Source organism: Arcanobacterium phocisimile (assembly GCF_016904675.1).
Classification (GTDB): domain Bacteria; phylum Actinomycetota; class Actinomycetes; order Actinomycetales; family Actinomycetaceae; genus Arcanobacterium; species Arcanobacterium phocisimile.
Genome location: NZ_CP070228.1, coordinates 1 through 17,629 on the forward strand (window position 1 = coordinate 1; position 17,629 = coordinate 17,629).

Below are 17,629 nucleotides of genomic sequence, written 5' to 3' on the forward strand. Positions count from 1 at the left end.
ATGCCGGACGGATCATTCGCGCAAGACGCATGGACGGCAGCAATTGAATTAGCGCGTGGCGAAGGACGCCTCTCTGATTCGCAAACTGCGTTCGTTCGCCTCGCAAAACCACTGGCAATCGTCGACGATCGCTTCCTTATAGGGGTAGCAACTGAATTCACCCGGAACCTCATTAACACCAATGTTGCCCAAGTGTTAACGGAACAACTATCCGCCATCATCGGCCGAGAAATGACGCTAGACATCTCCGTCGATCGTGCACTATCCGAAGAAAAAGTGACCCCTGCATCGTCGTCGAACCATGCTCCGAGCCAGGAATCTTCACTGCGTTCTGTCGCAACGCTTCCATCACCTGTGCATGCCGAAGAAAACGTTGATAATTCACCAATGGCAGAGCCTTCTGAAATATTTCCAGCGCCAAGTCATTCGCACGCTGTACCCGAGGCAGTAAATACTCCACAAAATATTCAACGTGGACACGACACCCGTAGCTCTGCGCGCCTCAATCCGCGCTATACCTTCGAAACGTTCGTCACCGGAGAATCGAATCGCTTTGCTCATGCGACAGCACTTGCAGTCTCCGAACTGCCCGGCTCAACTTATAATCCGTTGTTTCTCTACTCTGACTCCGGAATGGGGAAAACCCACCTTCTGCATGCCATCGGAAACTCCGTACAACAAATGTTTCCGAACAAAAAAGTTCTCTATGTTTCTGCCGAAGAATTCACCAACGCCTTTATTAATGCGCTAGCGAACGGCCAAATGCACAACTTCAAAGACCAATTCCGTACGGTTGACGTCCTGCTGATTGACGATATTCAATTCTTATCTGGCCGCGACCGATCCCGAACTCTGGAAGAATTTTTCCACACCTTCAACGCACTCATTAATTCCAGTAAGCAAATCGTGATCACCTCCGACGTGGCACCAAACTTGCTCGTCGACTTCGAAGATCGCATGATTTCGCGCTTCAAATCTGGAATCACGGCAGCTATCGACTTGCCAAACCTCGAAACACGTATTGCGATTTTGAACCGAAAAGCAATGGCAGAAGGACTAGTAGTTCCACGCGACGTCGTGGAATTCATTGCCTCACGAATCACCAGTAACGTTCGTGAAATGGAAGGCGCACTGCGTCGAATCCGGGCTTTTGCTGACCTGACCAAACAAGAGATTTCCCTACAGCTAGCTGAATCTCAGCTCAAAGATATGATTTCTGATCCCTCGTCTATTCAGGTCACTGCCGGAATGATCGTGGCTCAAGTGTCGAATTATTTCAATGTTCCGCTAGCTGATTTAAAGTCGCCAACAAGAACCCGAACCCTGACTCAGCCACGCCACGTAGCAATGTATCTATGTCGAGAACTCACAGATCTCTCGCTTCCTAAGATCGCTGAGGAGTTCAATCGTCGAGACCACACCACCGTGATGAACGCAGTTCGTAAAGTGGAGGCGCTGATGGCTGAAAAGCAAACGATTTTCAACCAAGTATCTGAGCTAACAACGATTATTAAGAACGCTGCGCGCGACCATGCGCAACTGTCGAATGAGTAATGACATCTTCTTGTGATTTATTTTGTGGATAACTGTGGATAAAACCTGTGAATCTGTGGATAAAAACTACTTTGTTTTGTCTCATTCACATAATGGCGTGTTTTACTCACACTAATAACCACACATAATCCACTACCTAAAATGTTGATAGATCACCGAAAAAATGTGATTTCCACAGTTTCCACAGAGCCTATTACTACTACTACATATATAAATACTGGAAACAACCGATAGCCACCGACTGCGAGTAAGTAACGTTTTCCAAGCAAAATGTCATTTCAATTCCGACCAATGCTCACTATCGCGTACAGTTATAAGTAGTAATTTTGAAGAAAGTAGGTTGCGGTGAAATTAATCGTTGAACATGACGTCTTCACAGAAGCCGTTACATGGGTTGCTCGTACCATCCCGAATCGTCCAGCGATTCCAGTACTTGCCGGTTTAAAAATCCAAGCATCCCAAAACGGTATCGTTTCATTAAGTTCACGTGATTCAGATATTTCGTCCCATGTTGATATCGAAGCAGATGTTCTCACCGCCGGCGATGTATTGATCAATGGTCGTCTTCTTGCCGATATCTGCCGTGCTTTGCCACGTAAACCTATCGAACTGACTCTCGAAGGCACCAAGCTCGATATCGAATGCGGATCTTCGCACTTTTCGATGAAAACTATGGCAAGCGAAGATTTCACTGAAGGTGGCGAAATGCCGCCAGTGGTTGGAACAGTTGATGGTGCTCAATGGCTAGAAGCTATCAGTCAAGTAACTATTGCGGCGTCCAACGATGACACGTTGCCACTTCTCGTTTCGGTATGTATCGAGATTAATGGCGATTCTTTAGCACTTATGGCTACCGATCGTTACCGTTTGGCGGTACGTGAACTGACATGGAAGCCAGCTGATACCACCATCTCACAACGTATTCTGGTTCGCGCTTCGCGCCTCCTTGATATTGCTAAAGCACTCGGATCTGCCGGTCCAATCGATATTTCACTCTCCGATTCACTTATCGGATTTGCTGCCGGTGGCAAGCAGAACACAGTTCAACTGATCGACGGCGAATATCCACAAGTTCTTTCACTCTTCCCGTCAGAAAGCGCCGGATATATGGTGATGGATCGCGCCGATATGCTCGACGCCATCAAGCGTTCGCGCCTTGTTGTGGAAAAGAATGCTGCAGTGCGTTTGTCCTTCACCGAAGGCGAAGTAACAATCGAAGCAGGGCAAGGCGACCAAGCACAAGCATCTGAGGCCCTCGCAGCTGAAGTTGTTGGAGAAGATTTGAAGATGGCATTCAACCCGATCTTCCTTCAAGAAGGTTTTTCAGTTATGGCCGGGGAGAAAATCCGTCTCTCTGTCACGCATCCAACAAAACCAGCAGTCATGACTGCCGAAAAAGACGGCGAATCTATTGACGATTTCCGTCTCTTGTTGATGCCAGTACGTACGTTCGGCAGCAACTGACACCGTGTACATCTCTGACCTCGCATTGAACGATTTTCGTTCATATCGCGAAGTTGTTGTTTCCTGTCAGCCAGGAATTACCACGTTTGTGGGAGAAAACGGGCAAGGGAAAACCAATCTCGTTGAAGCAATCGGGTACCTGGCAACATTTTCTTCACATCGGGTCAATGCCGATGCGAGCCTTGTTCGCCAAGGAGCTAACGCAGCGGTCGTGCGCGCAAAAGTCATGCACGGAGAATCTCCGACAACTGTAGAAATTGAGATTCTTGCTGGTCGAGCAAATCGTGCTCGGATCAACCGTGGAAACGCAAAACCAGCAGATTTACTCGGAATTGTGCGCACCGTCGTCTTCGCCCCCGAAGATCTCGAACTGATAAAAGGAGATCCGTCAGTTCGCCGTCGTTTTCTCGACGACGTTATGATTCAGTTGCGGCCGCGGATGGCACAAATAAAAGCCGACTACGCAAAAGTTACAAAACAACGAGCCGCACTGTTGAAAACAATGTGGAAAACCCAGCGTCGTGGAGGAATTATCGACCATGCCACGATCGATATTTTCGACGGTCAATTAGCACGGTTAGGCGCACACATCATCGCTGAACGAGCTCGCATAGTAACTGAGTTGCGGCCATACGTTGAACAATATTATCGAGAAGTCTCCGGCGGAAAAGGTGTTGCTCGAATCGACTATATCGCCAATATTGATGAACGCACAGGCTGGGAACTACCGTCTGCAACGCAACTCGAAACCGATGACACCGGGCAACTCTTAGCCGACATCACTGCGCACGAAACTCAGCTACAAGACGTCGCACTCACCGAGGAACGGCTACGAGAAGCTCTTGGCCAATGGCGCGAGCAAGAAATCGAACGTGGAGTGAACCTCGTTGGCCCACACCGCGACGACCTCGCGATATCGCTTGGAACTTTGCCTGCAAAAGGCTTTGCATCGCACGGAGAATCATGGTCATATGCACTTGCTCTACGGCTCGCTTCCTGGCGCGTTCTACGAGATGACGTTTCCGGAAATTGGGCCGACGACGGCGAACCAATCCTGATTCTCGACGACGTTTTTGCCGAACTCGACGCTCGTCGTCGTCAACGACTTGCCGATATAGTGCGTCAAGGAAAACAAGTTTTTGTGACAGCTGCAGTCGGTGATGATCTGCCGGTCGAACTCGACGGGCAGAAATTTTCAGTCCATGAAGGTCAAGTAACGCCGCTCGACGAGGCGGTCGATGAAACGATTGATGAGCCAGTTCCATCGCCGGTGACCTCCGGGATGCACGATGACCTGCGGGGTGCACGATGAGTGACAACTCCCGAACCCAGGATAATCTGCAGCATTCCAAGACTTCCTCTGCCCGTAGCCGAGTAGCGCAGGCGCGCGAAGTTTCTGCTCGGAAACACGGTGATGTTCTTCCACTACAAATGCTTGCCCGTGCTCGAAAAATGGCGGCAGATCAAGGATTTGTTCAGCGTCGCCAAACCTCACGAGCTACGTTGGCAGCAACGAAACCGGAACCAATCGGCCAGGCACCGTTCGTTCCTAGCCCTGGACAAGACGTTGGTTCAGGGGCACGTCCATCGTCACGTGATCCGAAACCTCTTTTTGAATTGGTAAAAAAAGCTATTGAGGAGCGCGGCTGGAAATCCCAGGTTGATGTTGCCTCGGTTGCCGCTAGATGGCCCGAAATTGTCGGTGAATCGGTGGCTGCTAATTGCCACGTTGTGGAATTTAGTCCGGACGGAATTTTGACATTGCAAGCGCGAACAGTTGCCTGGGAAACTCAGATGCGTTCTTTACTGAATCACCTTGATCGACGATTGGCCAAAGAATTAGGTGAAGGAGTCGTTAAAGAAATCGTTCTTCAAGGACCATATGTTCCTTCCTGGAAACATGGCCGATTCTCGGTTCCTGGGCGAGGTCCGCGAGATACATATAGTTAGCTCAAACTTTTAGTTAGCTGACATGTTGGCCCACCTCGGTTTTCCCGCAACGTGTCCATTTTCCCCTAAAGTGACCAATTTCCAGCAACTGCTTCCTGTGCGCGTTCCAAAATAGCGAAATAGCGCATGCTGACGTGTATATAGCGCTGCCGTGCGTTATGCCGCCGATTTGAGACAATGCCGTTGGAGGACAATAGCGATAGCGCTCCTACAACACAATCAAGTAAAATATGCACCGTCAGTCAAGTTCCTCTACGCCTCCTATTTAACGTAAAAACGCGGTATAATGATAAAGGATATCTTGAGGTAGGTCCCTACAGTTTTAGGGAAAAATCAAGCAGAGCCGATTTTAAGCATGTTATATGAGCTATAACACATTTATGTGTACTCATATCAATGCGTGAAGCAGAACGAGGGGAAGTCCACGCGTGTCAGATGAAAATATGACCAACGATGAGACCACACAACGTGCCGGAACAGTAGCTAAAGGTACTGAGTACAATGCATCGAATATTACGGTCCTAGAAGGTCTCGAAGCTGTTCGCAAGCGTCCAGGTATGTACATTGGTTCAACCGGAGAACGAGGACTTCACCATCTTGTCTACGAAGTCGTAGACAACTCCGTTGACGAAGCACTTGCTGGATATGCTTCCGAAATTACTGTCACTCTTCTCGACAACGGTGGCGTCAAAGTTGAAGACGACGGCCGTGGAATCCCAGTCGATATTCACCCAACCGAAGGCGTCGCAGCGGTCCAGGTTGTTATGACCGTTCTGCATGCTGGTGGTAAATTCGGCAACGGCTCCTACGCCGTTTCAGGTGGTTTGCATGGAGTTGGTATTTCCGTCGTGAACGCACTATCGTCACGCATGGATACTGAAGTTCGCCGTGATGGCTATGTTTGGCGAATCTCGTATGAAAACGGCGTCCCGGTGGCCCCGCTTGAAAAAGGCGAAGTAACCGATCGCACCGGCACCACCCAAACTTTCTGGCCAAACGCAGACATCTTCGAAACCGTTGAATTCGATTTCGATACGTTACGTCAGCGATTCCATCAGATGGCATTCCTGAACAAGAGCCTGAAGATCACGTTGATTGACGAACGGGAAACCGCCGTTGTTGAAGGCGATGAAGTTACCGGCGATGAGAACGACGTCGAAACCAAGCACACTCAGGTCACGTATCGATACGATAACGGCCTACACGACTACGTTACCCACCTGATTAAAACCAAGAAGGCAGAACCGGTTCATTCTGAACCAATCTACTTCGAAGCCGAAGATACCGAGCGGGTTATTTCTGTTGAAGTCGCTATGCAATGGACCAACGGATACTCCGAGTCGCTTCACACCTTCGCTAACACGATTAACACCACTGAAGGTGGAACCCACGAAGAGGGCTTCCGTACCGCGTTGACGTCGATCATCAATAAGTACGCCCGCGATAAAGGTCTGCTGAAAGAAAAAGACGCAAACCTCACCGGTGACGATATCCGTGAAGGGCTTACTGCCGTCATCTCCGTCAAGCTCGGTGAACCACAGTTCGAAGGCCAGACGAAGACGAAGCTCGGTAATACCGAAGCACGTACCTTCGTTCAGCAAACTACCTATGCGCAACTCACCGACTGGCTCGATATGCATCCAGCCGACGGTAAAGAAATTATCCGCAAGGCAATGCAAGCACAAACCGCTCGTCTTGCGGCTCGTAAAGCTCGTGAAGCCACCCGTCGTAAGTCCGTCCTCGAATCGGCTGCGATGCCCGGAAAACTCAAAGACTGCACTTCGAATAATCCAGCCGAATGTGAAATTTTCATCGTCGAGGGTGATTCCGCAGGCGGTTCTGCCGTTAACGGCCGCGACCCAAACCACCAGGCAATCATGCCGATCCGTGGAAAGATCCTCAACGTGGAAAAGGCACGTCTCGATCGTGCACTATCTTCCGATTCCATCCAAAGCCTGATTACCGCATTCGGTACCGGTGTTGGAGAAGAATTCGATATCGAAAAATTGCGTTACCACAAGATCGTTTTCATGGCCGATGCTGACGTCGATGGACAGCACATCGCAACCTTGCTACTCACCATGGTTTACCGCTACATGCGGCCACTCATCGAGCGCGGATACATTTACTTGGCAATGCCACCGCTGTACCGTATCAAGTGGACGAACGCAGACCACGAATACGTCTTCTCTGATAAAGAACGTGACATCAAACTCGAAGAAGGCCTCGCGGCCGGGAAGCGACTACCGAAGGCTGAAGGTCAAGGTATTCAGCGATACAAGGGTCTTGGTGAGATGAACGATTCAGAACTGTGGGACACCACAATGAATCCAGATACGCGCACACTCAAGCGCGTCAGTATCGGTGAAGCTGCTGCAACTGACGAATCCTTCTCCATCCTTATGGGTGAAGACGTCGCATCGCGCCGCTCCTTCATCCAACGCAACGCGCACGACGTCCGATTCCTCGATATTTAAGAACGGCTGGTTTTAGGTAACTATGAGCGAAGAAATAGCAGAATACAACCACGGCCTCATTAAGGACGTCGATCTCCAACGCGAGATGGAAACCTCCTACCTTGACTATGCGATGTCGGTTATTGTTGGCCGCGCATTGCCAGATGTTCGCGACGGCATGAAACCAGTTCACCGTCGAGTCATCTACGCTATGTGGGATGGTGGCTACCGTCCAGATTCCTCCTTCTCGAAGTCAGTGAAAATCGTCGGTGACGTGATGGGTAATTTCCACCCACACGGAGACGCCGCCATCTACGACACCATGGTTCGCATGGTCCAGCCTTGGAACCTGCGTTACCCACTCGTAGCCGGCCAAGGAAATTTTGGAACTGCCGGCGATCTTGGCGCTGCTGCACCGCGTTACACTGAGGCACGTATGGCGCAGCTCGCCGTCGAAATGGTTCGAGATATTAATGAAGATACTGTTGATTTCGTGCCGAACTTCGATGGTTCGGTACAAGAACCGACCGTGCTTACCGCACGTTTTCCAAACCTGCTTGTCAACGGTTCGGAAGGTATTGCGGTTGGTATGGCAACCCGTATCCCGCCACATAATCTGCGCGAAGTAGCCGAAGGCGTGCAATGGTTCCTCCAACACCCAGAAGCCACCCGTGAAGAACTCCTTGATGCTCTCATTGAACGCATCAAGGGACCAGATTTCCCAACTGGTGCAACTATTTTGGGTTCGAAGGGCATCGAGTCCATGTACCGTACTGGTAATGGTTCGATCACCCAGCGTGCAGTTGTCGAAGTTGATGAAATCAACGGCCGGCAATGCTTGGTTATTACCGACTTGCCATACCAGGTCAATCCTGATCGCTTGTTGGATAAGATGGTTGAAGGCATTAAAGACGGTCGCCTACCAGGTATCGCCGATATTCGCGACGAAACATCCGGGCGCGCCGGGCAGCGCATCGTCATCGTACTCAAGAAAGACGCCGTTGCCAAGGTTGTGTTGAACAACCTCTACAAGCACACTCAGATGCAAAACAACTTCCCGGCAAACATGCTGGCGTTGGTTGACGGTGTGCCACGTACTCTTTCACTTGATGGTTTCGTACGCCACTGGGTTGATCACCAGATTGAAGTGATCCGTCGCCGTACTGAATTCCGCTTGCGGAAGGTACTCGAACGGTTGATGATTTTGGAGGGCTTAGTTAAGGCTCTCGACGCGCTCGACGAAGTGATCGCGTTAATCCGCCGCTCACCAACAGTGGACGAGGCCCGCGTTGGCTTGATGGAATTACTCGATATTAACGAGATCCAGGCAGATCATATTCTCGCTATGCAGTTGCGCCGCCTAGCCGCTCTCGAACGTCAAAAGATTCTCGACGAGCGTGACGAGAAAATGGCGATGCGTGACGACTACCAAGACATTTTGGCTAAGCCGGAACGTCAGCGGACCATCGTAGCAGACGAACTTGGTGACGTAGTTGCGAAGTTTGGCGATGAACGTCGTACCACCATTTTGCCGTTCGACGGCGAAATGTCCGACGAAGATTTGATTCCGGAAGACGACGTCGTTGTAACGATTACTCGATCTGGTTTCGTCAAGCGTACCAAGGTGAGTGAATACCGTGCCCAGCATCGTGGCGGCAAGGGAATTAAGGGAACCTCGCTACGTGAAGACGATATTGTTGAGCATTTCGGAATTACCTCAACCCACGACTGGCAGTTATTCTTTACGAATATGGGCCGGGTCTACCGCATCAAGGGCTACGAGCTTCCCGAGGGCGCACGTGACGCGAAGGGTCAGCATATCGCTAACATGTTGGCATTCCAGCCGGGCGAATCCATTGCTTCGATGGTCTCGATCCGCAGCTATGACCAAGCCGACTATCTCGTGCTCGCCACTGAAGACGGCTTAGTGAAGAAGACGCGTCTGAGTGATTATGATTCGGCACGTACCGGCGGTTTGATCGCAGTTAAGCTGCGCGAACGCGAAGATGGCACCACTGATCGTTTGGTGGCTGCCCGTTTGTTGAACGAGGGTGACGACGTCCTCCTCGTATCGCGTGGCGGACAGTCCTTGCGTTTTACTGCCACTGACGATTCGTTGCGTCCAATGGGCCGAGCGACCTCTGGCGTGACCGGTATGAAGTTCCGTGGTGATGATCGGTTGTTAGCTATGGATGTTGTCGACGAAGGTGCAGAAGTCTTTGTCGTTACTGAAGGTGGTTACGCGAAGCGAACCGATATTGAACAGTATCGTGTTCAGGGACGTGCCGGTTTAGGTATTAAGGTTGCCAACGTGGTTGAAGCTCGCGGTGATCTTGTGGGCGCACTGATCACCCATCCAGGTGACGAGGTTATGGTCATTATGGAATCTGGCAAGGTTGTGCGTTCAGCTGTTGATGAAGTGTCACTGACTGGCCGTAATACGCAGGGCGTCAAGTTTGCTACCCCGGATAAGGGCGACAAGATCATTTCTATCGCTCTCAACTTGGAAAAGCCAGCAGAAGACGAGGAAGAAGCGTCTGATTCCGCCGTCGTCGAGGCTTCTGGCTCTGCCGTCGAAACCTCATCTGAATCGGAAGATGACGTGAAAGATGACGCGCAAACTTCTGCGGACGTAGAATAACGATAATTGTGAATACCTCACTGATTCATTGGAGAACGAGATGACAGCCCCACACGAAGAAGAAATCGCGCAGCCAACCATGGTTCAAGATATGGTTCCGCACGAGAATCCTGATGTCGGTATTCGCCGGGTGAAGATGACGATTTCACGTGTAGACCCATGGTCTGCGCTCAAATTGTCCTTCCTCGTGTCGGTAGCTATCGGCATCATGATTGTTATTGCAACCGCTGTATTGTGGTTCGTACTTGACTCGATGCATGTGTGGTCGCAGATTGATGGCCTACTCAAGACGTTGAATTCTGAGGCGCTCTTGGAGCTTGGTCAGTTTATGGAATTTGGGCGCGTGATTTCGTTCTCAGTTGTGGTTGGCGTTGTAGAAACAGTGTTGATGACCGCGTTCGGTGCGCTCATGGCATTGATCTATAACGTGGTTGCCATGCTGGTTGGTGGATTCCACGTCACAGTGACTGACGAGTAATTTCCGGGTTTTTCGGGAGTTACTCGGCATGAAAATTCATAAAAATGTGACGTGCATTGCTTGGAGCCGTTGTAGTTTGATTCTGAGCTCAAAAGTGAGTTAATCTAATTCGGCACCAAGAAATGCACAAGGGCCTATAGCTCAGTCGGTTAGAGCGCTACACTGATAATGTAGAGGTCGATGGTTCGAGTCCATCTAGGCCCACGCTGATGCGAGAAGGAGAAGCGATGAAGAAATTCATTCTCACCACTCTCGCAGTAGTTGGGGGATATGCATTATTCCTCAAAGCATCGGAAACGATGCAAATGCAGGCTGAGTGGCAATCTGTCACAGATCCTGTAGAATAACCTCGGACGTTAAAGTTCGAAAAGGGGCTATGGCGCAGCTGGTAGCGCATCTGCTTTGCAAGCAGAGGGTCAGGGGTTCGAGTCCCCTTAGCTCCACAGATAAGATCCCGGTAGGAAATAACCTACCGGGATCCTTCATATGTACTGAGGATATGTCGCCCACGCTCGTGTATAGCGGCTTATAGGCCAGATCGTGTTGTTTTTCGGGCTCTTCGCGTTTTAGCGGGGTGTGGGGATGCAGAAGTGGTGAAGGTAGTTCATGCTTAGAGTGTGAATCAAAAACTTGAACGTATCTTCACCGCTTAGGATCCTACCGTAATTCTTGCTCGGCTTGTGAGTTTGAAAGATATTCGCGTCTTGGCGTATTACCGTTATGGCTCTCAACAGGAAATCGAAATTGAACAAGTCCTTAAGAGACCAACATGCCCGCGTTGTGAAAGTCTTGCACGCGTTAAAGAAAGGCCAAGAGTGCGGTATATAGATTTACCTGTCTATGGTCGGTCTATGAGCTTGTTATGGCGTAAGCACCGCTTGTATTGTCCAAACGTTGCATGTGATGTTGGTTCATGGACAAGTCAAGATAAACGTATTGCTGCTCAACGTTGCCAGATGACTACCAGGGCAGCTAAATGGGCGACCCGGCAAGTAGGCATGGGACGAACAATTAGCGAAGTCGCAGCTGATCTTGGGTGTTCTTGGCACACAGTCAATGATGCAGTAACTATGTATGGTCAAGTGTTACTACAAGCAGACCGTAAGCGTTTAAACAAGACTCACGCAATCGGGCTTGATGAAACAAGTTTCGTTCGCATACAAGGACACCGCACAAGTTATGTCACTACGGTATGTGACGTCGAGCATCATCAAATTATTGATATTATCCCAAGCTGTAACTACATAGACGTAGCCCGCTATTTAAAAGACCAGCCCAACGCTTGGAAAGCACGAATCCGCTATGCCACTTTAGACATGAGCCCAACATGCCGTGCTGTGTATAACGTGGTATTACCTCAGGCAACTCAAATAGCTGATCATTTCCATGTGATTACGTTAGCCAATCGTGTGTTAGATACTGTACGTAGACGCGTGCAAAATCAGACCTTGGGACACCGTGGGCATAAAAAAGATCCTTTATACAAGATTCGGCGTTTACTGACATATGGTAGTGAAAAACTACTGCCAGCAATGGTCCAGCGTCTAGAAAGCATGCTTGTGTTAGGAGATCCTCACGCTGAAGTAGCGATTGCGTATCGGATAAACGCTTACGAGAGTTTTATCAGCAAACAGATCTTGGTGTTGCGACCACCATGCTTGCAGAATTGATACAAACATGCCTGGATGTGGCTATGCCCCCAGAAATTCAGCAGCTAGGACGCACGCTACAACGATGGCAGCTTCAAATCTTGGCGTATCATCAAACGCATCTTTCTAATTCCATCACCGAGGCGTTAAACAATCTCATCAAACGTATTAAACGTATCGGATTTGGGTTCACGAATTTCAACAACTATCGCATTCGTGCATTACTGTATGCCGGTAAACCTAACTGGAGACTGCTGCATAATATCTTCGTGTAACCTGTTTACCAGTGAGAAGATCACAAGGCATTTTCTATCATCGAGTGTTCCACGCACTAACACCAACGGGTTAACAAAGACAATGTATGTTGCTTACTTTTGTATAGTTATTCCGGGCCACTAAAAATCTCATCACCGCCACATTAACGACAACGAAAACACAGCTACTAACGTTAAAATCACTACACCAGCACCTGATACTAGGCCTGTAAACCCACCGAGTAACAACGTTTCACCCCGCTAAAACGCGAAGAGCCTGTATAGCATGGCGTAGGTTTGAGTGTCAGAACGTTGGCGGGGGCGAACGCGATTTTTGTTCGGGTCAGGATCTGTATATACGCAATAAAAATAGATACCGGATAATCCAGATAAGGTTTTTATCTTCCCTGTCATAACAAAAAGAAATAAGGTACTCTGTGACGTAGGCTATAGCCTTTTTCATATTTCAATGACGAAATGAGGAAATGAATGAGTAATTCGCGAGCCAATTTCTGGCGGCGTAGCGCATCACTAAGTACAGTAGCTATATTTCTAAGTATGCTTACTGTGCCACCGGCCAACGCAGCCCAAGATTACACTCAACTCAATACTGATACCCAGATGGTATCGGCACCAGAAGCTGTGTACACTAAGTCACTCGATGCCTCACAGCGAGTGCATAGCATCAACCACGGATGGAAATTCAAACTGGGTGAGGAAAGTGGAGCAGAATCCCCGAACTATTCTGATGCCACCTGGCGTACAGTGAATGTTCCGCATGATTATTCCATCGAACAAGAGTTCACCCAAGAAGGTGAAGCAGAAAGCGGATATTTACTTGGTGGAATCGGCTGGTATCGCAAGAATCTCCCGCTGGATGAGACGTTTGCAAACAAGCAGATTAATCTGAATTTTGACGGCATTTACATGGATGCCACGATTTATGTTAATGGTGAGGAAGTCGCTAACCATCCATACGGTTACACCCCTTTTTCAGTCGATATTACAAAGTTTGTCAAGATTGGCGCCAACAATGTTGTTGCGGTGAAAGTCAATCATCAGCTTCCGTCGAGCCGCTGGTATTCCGGTTCTGGAATCTATCGAAGCGTCGACCTCGTTGTTACTGACAAGGTTCACGTGAATTACGACGGCGTTACCGTCACCGCACCAGATTTGGCAACGATGACGAATGGTGCTACTGATATTTCAGTGAAGACGAAGCTCGTCAACGAGTCTGATGCTGACAAAACTGTTCGGGTAGCCCACCAATTGACGACATTGGATGGCAAGACCACACTTGGTGAAAGCCAGGGGAATGCAGTCACGCTCGTAGCTAACTCATCCAATGATGATACTGCAACGTTTGATGCGTCCGGAATTACCTTGTGGAGCTTGGATAATCCGCAACGTTACCTTGTAACGACGACGATTACCGACGAGCAAGGCACAGTTCTTGACACGGTAACAACCAAGACAGGCTTCCGTAACATTGACTTCGATGCGAACACTGGTTTCACGCTTAATGGCAAGCAGATGAAGCTCAAGGGTGTGTCGATGCACCACGATCAGGGAGCTCTCGGTGCTCGCGCCTACCGCGCAGCTATTGCTCGCCAGATTGACATTTTGAAGGAGATGGGGACAAACGCTATCCGCGTCACTCACAACCCGGCTTCTCGTGATCTGATCGATCTTGCTGATGAGAAGGGTATGCTGATCGTCGAGGAAATCTTCGACGGTTTCCAGCACCAGAAGAACGGAAACTACAACGACTATTCCCGATTCTTCGAGAAGGCTGTGCCAGAAAATACGGCATTGGAGAACGTGGTACCAGGATCGACGTGGGCACAATTCGATCTTGAAACTACTTTGCGTCGCGACATCAACGCACCTTCGGTGATCATGTGGTCGCTCGGAAATGAAATCGGTGAAGGAACCGGCCAGTACACATCGATGTCAAACTATACAAAACAGCAGGCTAACCTCATTCGTTGGGCGAAAGCAATCGACACCACTCGTCCAGTTACCCGTGGCGACAACAATCTCAAAGGTTTCGCTCCAGAAGCTGCCTCGTTGATGGACGGTATCGCTCAAGTTGGTGGAACCGTTGGTTTGAACTATGTGGATGGCAACAAGTACAACGAGCTACACAACAAGCATCCGCAGTGGCTCATATATGGTTCGGAAACAGCGTCGTCGGTCAATAGCCGTGGCGTTTACAACCGCACTGTTGATACTGGAAAGACAGCTGATAAGCTCCTCACTTCCTACGACAACTCCAAGGTTAGCTGGGGAGCATACGCCTCACAAGCATGGTATGACGTCATCACTCGTGACTTCGTTGCCGGTGAATTCGTCTGGACTGGATTCGACTACATTGGTGAACCAACCTTCTGGTGGGGCGGATCGCCGGGTGCGGTAGGCCCTTGGCCATCACCAAAGAATTCCTACTTTGGCATCGTTGACACGGCAGGATTCCCGAAGGACTCCTACTACCTCTACCAAAGCCAGTGGAACGACGATGTCCACACCTTGCACATTTTGCCAGCGTGGAACTCCAACGTTGTTGCGAAGGATGCCTCCGGCAATGTCAAGGTTGACGTCTATTCTGATGCACACAGCGTCGAATTATTCTTCACCGGCAACGACGGCGTTCGCAAGAGCCTCGGGGAAAAGACCTTCACGACGAAGACCACCCCAGCTGGCTACAGCTACAACATTGTTGAGGGAGCCGACGCGAAGTCAGTCGCACACCAAAACCTTTACATGACGTGGCAAGTCCCCTACGCTGACGGAACCTTGGAAGCAGTTGCTAAAGACGCCGACGGCTCAGTTATCGCTGACACCAAGGGACGCAACCGCGTAACCACCGCCGGTACAGCCGCAGCACTCGACGTCCAAGTTGATCGCACGTCGATCACCGCCGATGGTGACGACCTCGCCTACATCGACGTCACCGTCGTTGATGACAATGGAAACCCAGTGCCTGACGCGAAGAACGACGTTACGTTCACTATCGAAGGAAACGGAACCCTGCTGGGAACCGACAACGGCGAGCACGCTGACCACACGCCATACTACTCTCACAAGCGTCAGGCATTCTCCGGAAAAGTCTTGGCAATCGCACAGTCGACCACAGCAGCTGGATCCTTCACCGTCACCGCATCCGCGCCGGGAATGGAACCACAAACTGTCACCGTCACAACAACCGGAAGTGCAGATGATGGAACATCGGCGTCGTCAATTGATCACTATGTATACCCACGTACTATCTACGTCAAGACCGGAAACGCCCCAGTGCTCCCCGAGGCTGTCGAAGCTCACGCCAAGGATGCAACCGTCAGCTCGAGCAAGGTGACTTGGAACGAGATTTCGCAAGACAAGTACGCCACGGCTGGCAGCTTCGTCGCCACCGGAACAACCACTGACGGCGATACGATCGCGATGAACATCGTCGTGATTGACGGTGTTGGTGGAGTACTCAACTATTCCACCACCAGCCCGCTCAACACCCCGCCAACCATGCCAGGTCAGCGGCCGGCTGTTATGCCAGATGGAACCGTGCTATCGACGTCGTTCCCAATAACCTGGGAAGATCTTTCGACGAAGGATTGGTCGCACGAAGGAGTAGTTACAGTTTCGGGTACAACCGAAATTTTCGGTAAAGAATACCCGGTGACCGCTACGATCCGTATGCAAAAGGCAACCGTTGCTGTGGGTGAAAATCTTGCCTCGGCAGCAAAGTCGCTCACCCAGTCGATCACCGATCCAGCCAAGCAATCCGACACGTTGGAAGCAGTACGTGATGGCAAGACTGCAGTGCCAAACTTTGGTGGCGGCGGACCTAACCCGAACGTGTGGACTAACTACCAAAACACGCAAGATACTGGCGAAACATCGACCGATCTCGTATTCGGCTATGATACCCCGCAAGAGTTCTCCGAGTTCGAAGTCTGGTTCTTTGAAGACGCATGGTCGGCAAACTTCCCGGCGGCAAACACCACCGAGTTCTTTATGCGCGACACCGACGGTCAAGACTGGCAGCCGATCACGGTTACCGAGACCATCGGACAACAGGAAGGCAACGTCATTCCTTACACCTATTCCCTTGAACCAGTGACGACGACCTATCTCAAGGTTGTTGTCCATAATAAGGAAGGCGGTCACACGGGCCGTTCTGATATTAAGCCAGTTACCGGTGTTTCGGAGATTCTTCTCAGGGGTGTTACCCAGACGTACAACACCAACACCAGTGCACAGCTCGAGTCTGTGACCCTTAACGGGGAGCAGCTTTCTGCTGAAGCGCTCGCGGCGGGTAAGTTCGAGTCACCGGCTCCTGGGCCAGACGAGCTCACTGCAACTGCGCTCGAGAATGCGGCAGTAACAATTTTGCCGATGTACAACAAGGTATCCCGGATTCTCGTCGAATCTGAGGACCACAAGAAGATGAACACGTTCGAGATCTCCTTCCCAAGCGCTCCGAATACTCCAGATAAGCCGAATAGCCCGGATACCCCAGGTACACCAGATGTTCCTGCCCCGGATCAGCCAGATGTTCCGGGAACCCCGGATGTTCCTGGAACGCCGGATACCCCTGAGATTTCTGAGGATCCGGTCTATGCTGATTCGGACGCTATCGAAAAGGCTCTAGGTGCTGGAACCGTGACGTTGACTGGTGAGTACACTGCTCATCGTGGTGAAACTGTGAACGTAGCGTTTACTGGTTTGGCTGCTGATACCACAGCCCGTGTATACATGTACTCTTCACCTGTACGGTTAGCGGATACGGTGGCAGATAGCGCGGGGAATGTTTCAGGATATGAAGTCACTATCGCTCGAAACGTTGAGCTAGGTACGCATTATCTTGTTGCCGTAGCTAACGTGGCTGGTGTTCAACCTGTCTCTGTAATGAAGGTGAAGGTTGCTGAGAATTCTGATCCTGGTGATCAGAACGGCGCTGGTAATGGTCAGAATACTGTTGGCCAAAATACTGGCGACCATCACACCAGTGGGTCTTCAGATTCTGGTTCGGGAACTCATCCGACGGGTGCACACGATGTCGCCAAGCAGCTGTCAAAGACTGGGATTTCACTTGAGGGAATCGGAATACTCGTAGTCGCATTTATTGCCGCGGGAGCCATCATTCTGTGGGTTCGACGTGACTGACCCTCGTAGCTGACATTCAT

Annotated in this window: 9 protein-coding genes, 2 tRNA genes and 1 pseudogene; all 12 read left to right on the forward strand. The window is 50.2% G+C overall.

All coding sequences use genetic code 11. The features are described from left to right. A complete protein-coding gene (gene dnaA, locus JTE88_RS00005; protein WP_204424495.1) occupies positions 1-1,554 on the forward strand; it encodes a chromosomal replication initiator protein DnaA in 1,554 nt (517 codons plus the stop codon). 345 nt (positions 1,555-1,899) lie between these two features. Then, positions 1,900-3,018 (forward strand): DNA polymerase III subunit beta, encoded by a 1,119-nt coding sequence (gene dnaN, locus JTE88_RS00010; RefSeq protein ID WP_204424496.1) that lies wholly within the window; start codon positions 1,900-1,902, stop codon positions 3,016-3,018. Between the two features lie 4 nt (positions 3,019-3,022). Beyond that, positions 3,023-4,330 carry a DNA replication/repair protein RecF gene (gene recF / locus JTE88_RS00015; protein WP_204424498.1) on the forward strand — a complete coding sequence of 436 codons (1,308 nt, stop codon included), beginning with the start codon at positions 3,023-3,025 and terminating at the stop codon, positions 4,328-4,330. Further along, on the forward strand, positions 4,327-4,968 hold the full coding sequence (locus tag JTE88_RS00020) for a DciA family protein (protein ID WP_204424500.1): 642 nt from the start codon (positions 4,327-4,329) through the stop codon (positions 4,966-4,968). Before recF ends, JTE88_RS00020 begins: the two co-directional genes overlap by 4 nt. A 443-nt stretch (positions 4,969-5,411) precedes the next feature. Then, a complete protein-coding gene (gene gyrB / locus JTE88_RS00025; RefSeq protein WP_204425665.1) occupies positions 5,412-7,445 on the forward strand; it encodes a DNA topoisomerase (ATP-hydrolyzing) subunit B in 2,034 nt (677 codons plus the stop codon). Between the two features lie 22 nt (positions 7,446-7,467). Further along, positions 7,468-10,065 (forward strand): DNA gyrase subunit A, encoded by a 2,598-nt coding sequence (gene gyrA, locus JTE88_RS00030; protein ID WP_204424501.1) that lies wholly within the window; start codon positions 7,468-7,470, stop codon positions 10,063-10,065. 40 nt (positions 10,066-10,105) lie between these two features. Further along, the gene (locus JTE88_RS00035; protein ID WP_204424503.1) at positions 10,106-10,543 is read left to right on the forward strand and encodes a DUF3566 domain-containing protein; all 438 of its coding nucleotides are present in this window, start codon (positions 10,106-10,108) and stop codon (positions 10,541-10,543) included. Positions 10,544-10,673: 130 nt separating this feature from the next. Beyond that, positions 10,674-10,747, forward strand: a tRNA-Ile gene (locus JTE88_RS00040). A gap of 23 nt (positions 10,748-10,770) precedes the next feature. Next, a complete protein-coding gene (locus JTE88_RS09005; RefSeq protein ID WP_239519520.1) occupies positions 10,771-10,890 on the forward strand; it encodes a DLW-39 family protein in 120 nt (39 codons plus the stop codon). Positions 10,891-10,913: 23 nt separating this feature from the next. Further along, positions 10,914-10,986 (forward strand) — tRNA-Ala (locus JTE88_RS00045). A gap of 237 nt (positions 10,987-11,223) precedes the next feature. Then, positions 11,224-12,467: pseudogene (locus JTE88_RS00050) on the forward strand (ISL3 family transposase). Positions 12,468-13,004: 537 nt separating this feature from the next. Next, complete coding sequence (locus tag JTE88_RS00060; RefSeq protein WP_204424506.1) at positions 13,005-17,609, forward strand: glycoside hydrolase family 2 TIM barrel-domain containing protein; 4,605 nt, start codon at positions 13,005-13,007, stop codon at positions 17,607-17,609. Positions 17,610-17,629 lie beyond the last annotated feature (20 nt).

What these genes read in the sequence shown, in the direction of transcription:
- JTE88_RS09005 (WP_239519520.1), top strand. Translation starts at nt 10,771, where the DNA reads ATGAAGAAATTCATTCTCACCACTCTCGCAGTAGTTGGGGGATATGCA.
- dnaA (WP_204424495.1), top strand. Translation starts at nt 1, where the DNA reads ATGCCGGACGGATCATTCGCGCAAGACGCATGGACGGCAGCAATTGAA.
- JTE88_RS00020 (WP_204424500.1), top strand. Translation starts at nt 4,327, where the DNA reads ATGAGTGACAACTCCCGAACCCAGGATAATCTGCAGCATTCCAAGACT.
- gyrA (WP_204424501.1), top strand. Translation starts at nt 7,468, where the DNA reads ATGAGCGAAGAAATAGCAGAATACAACCACGGCCTCATTAAGGACGTC.
- JTE88_RS00060 (WP_204424506.1), top strand. Translation starts at nt 13,005, where the DNA reads ATGCTTACTGTGCCACCGGCCAACGCAGCCCAAGATTACACTCAACTC.
- JTE88_RS00035 (WP_204424503.1), top strand. Translation starts at nt 10,106, where the DNA reads ATGACAGCCCCACACGAAGAAGAAATCGCGCAGCCAACCATGGTTCAA.
- gyrB (WP_204425665.1), top strand. Translation starts at nt 5,412, where the DNA reads ATGACCAACGATGAGACCACACAACGTGCCGGAACAGTAGCTAAAGGT.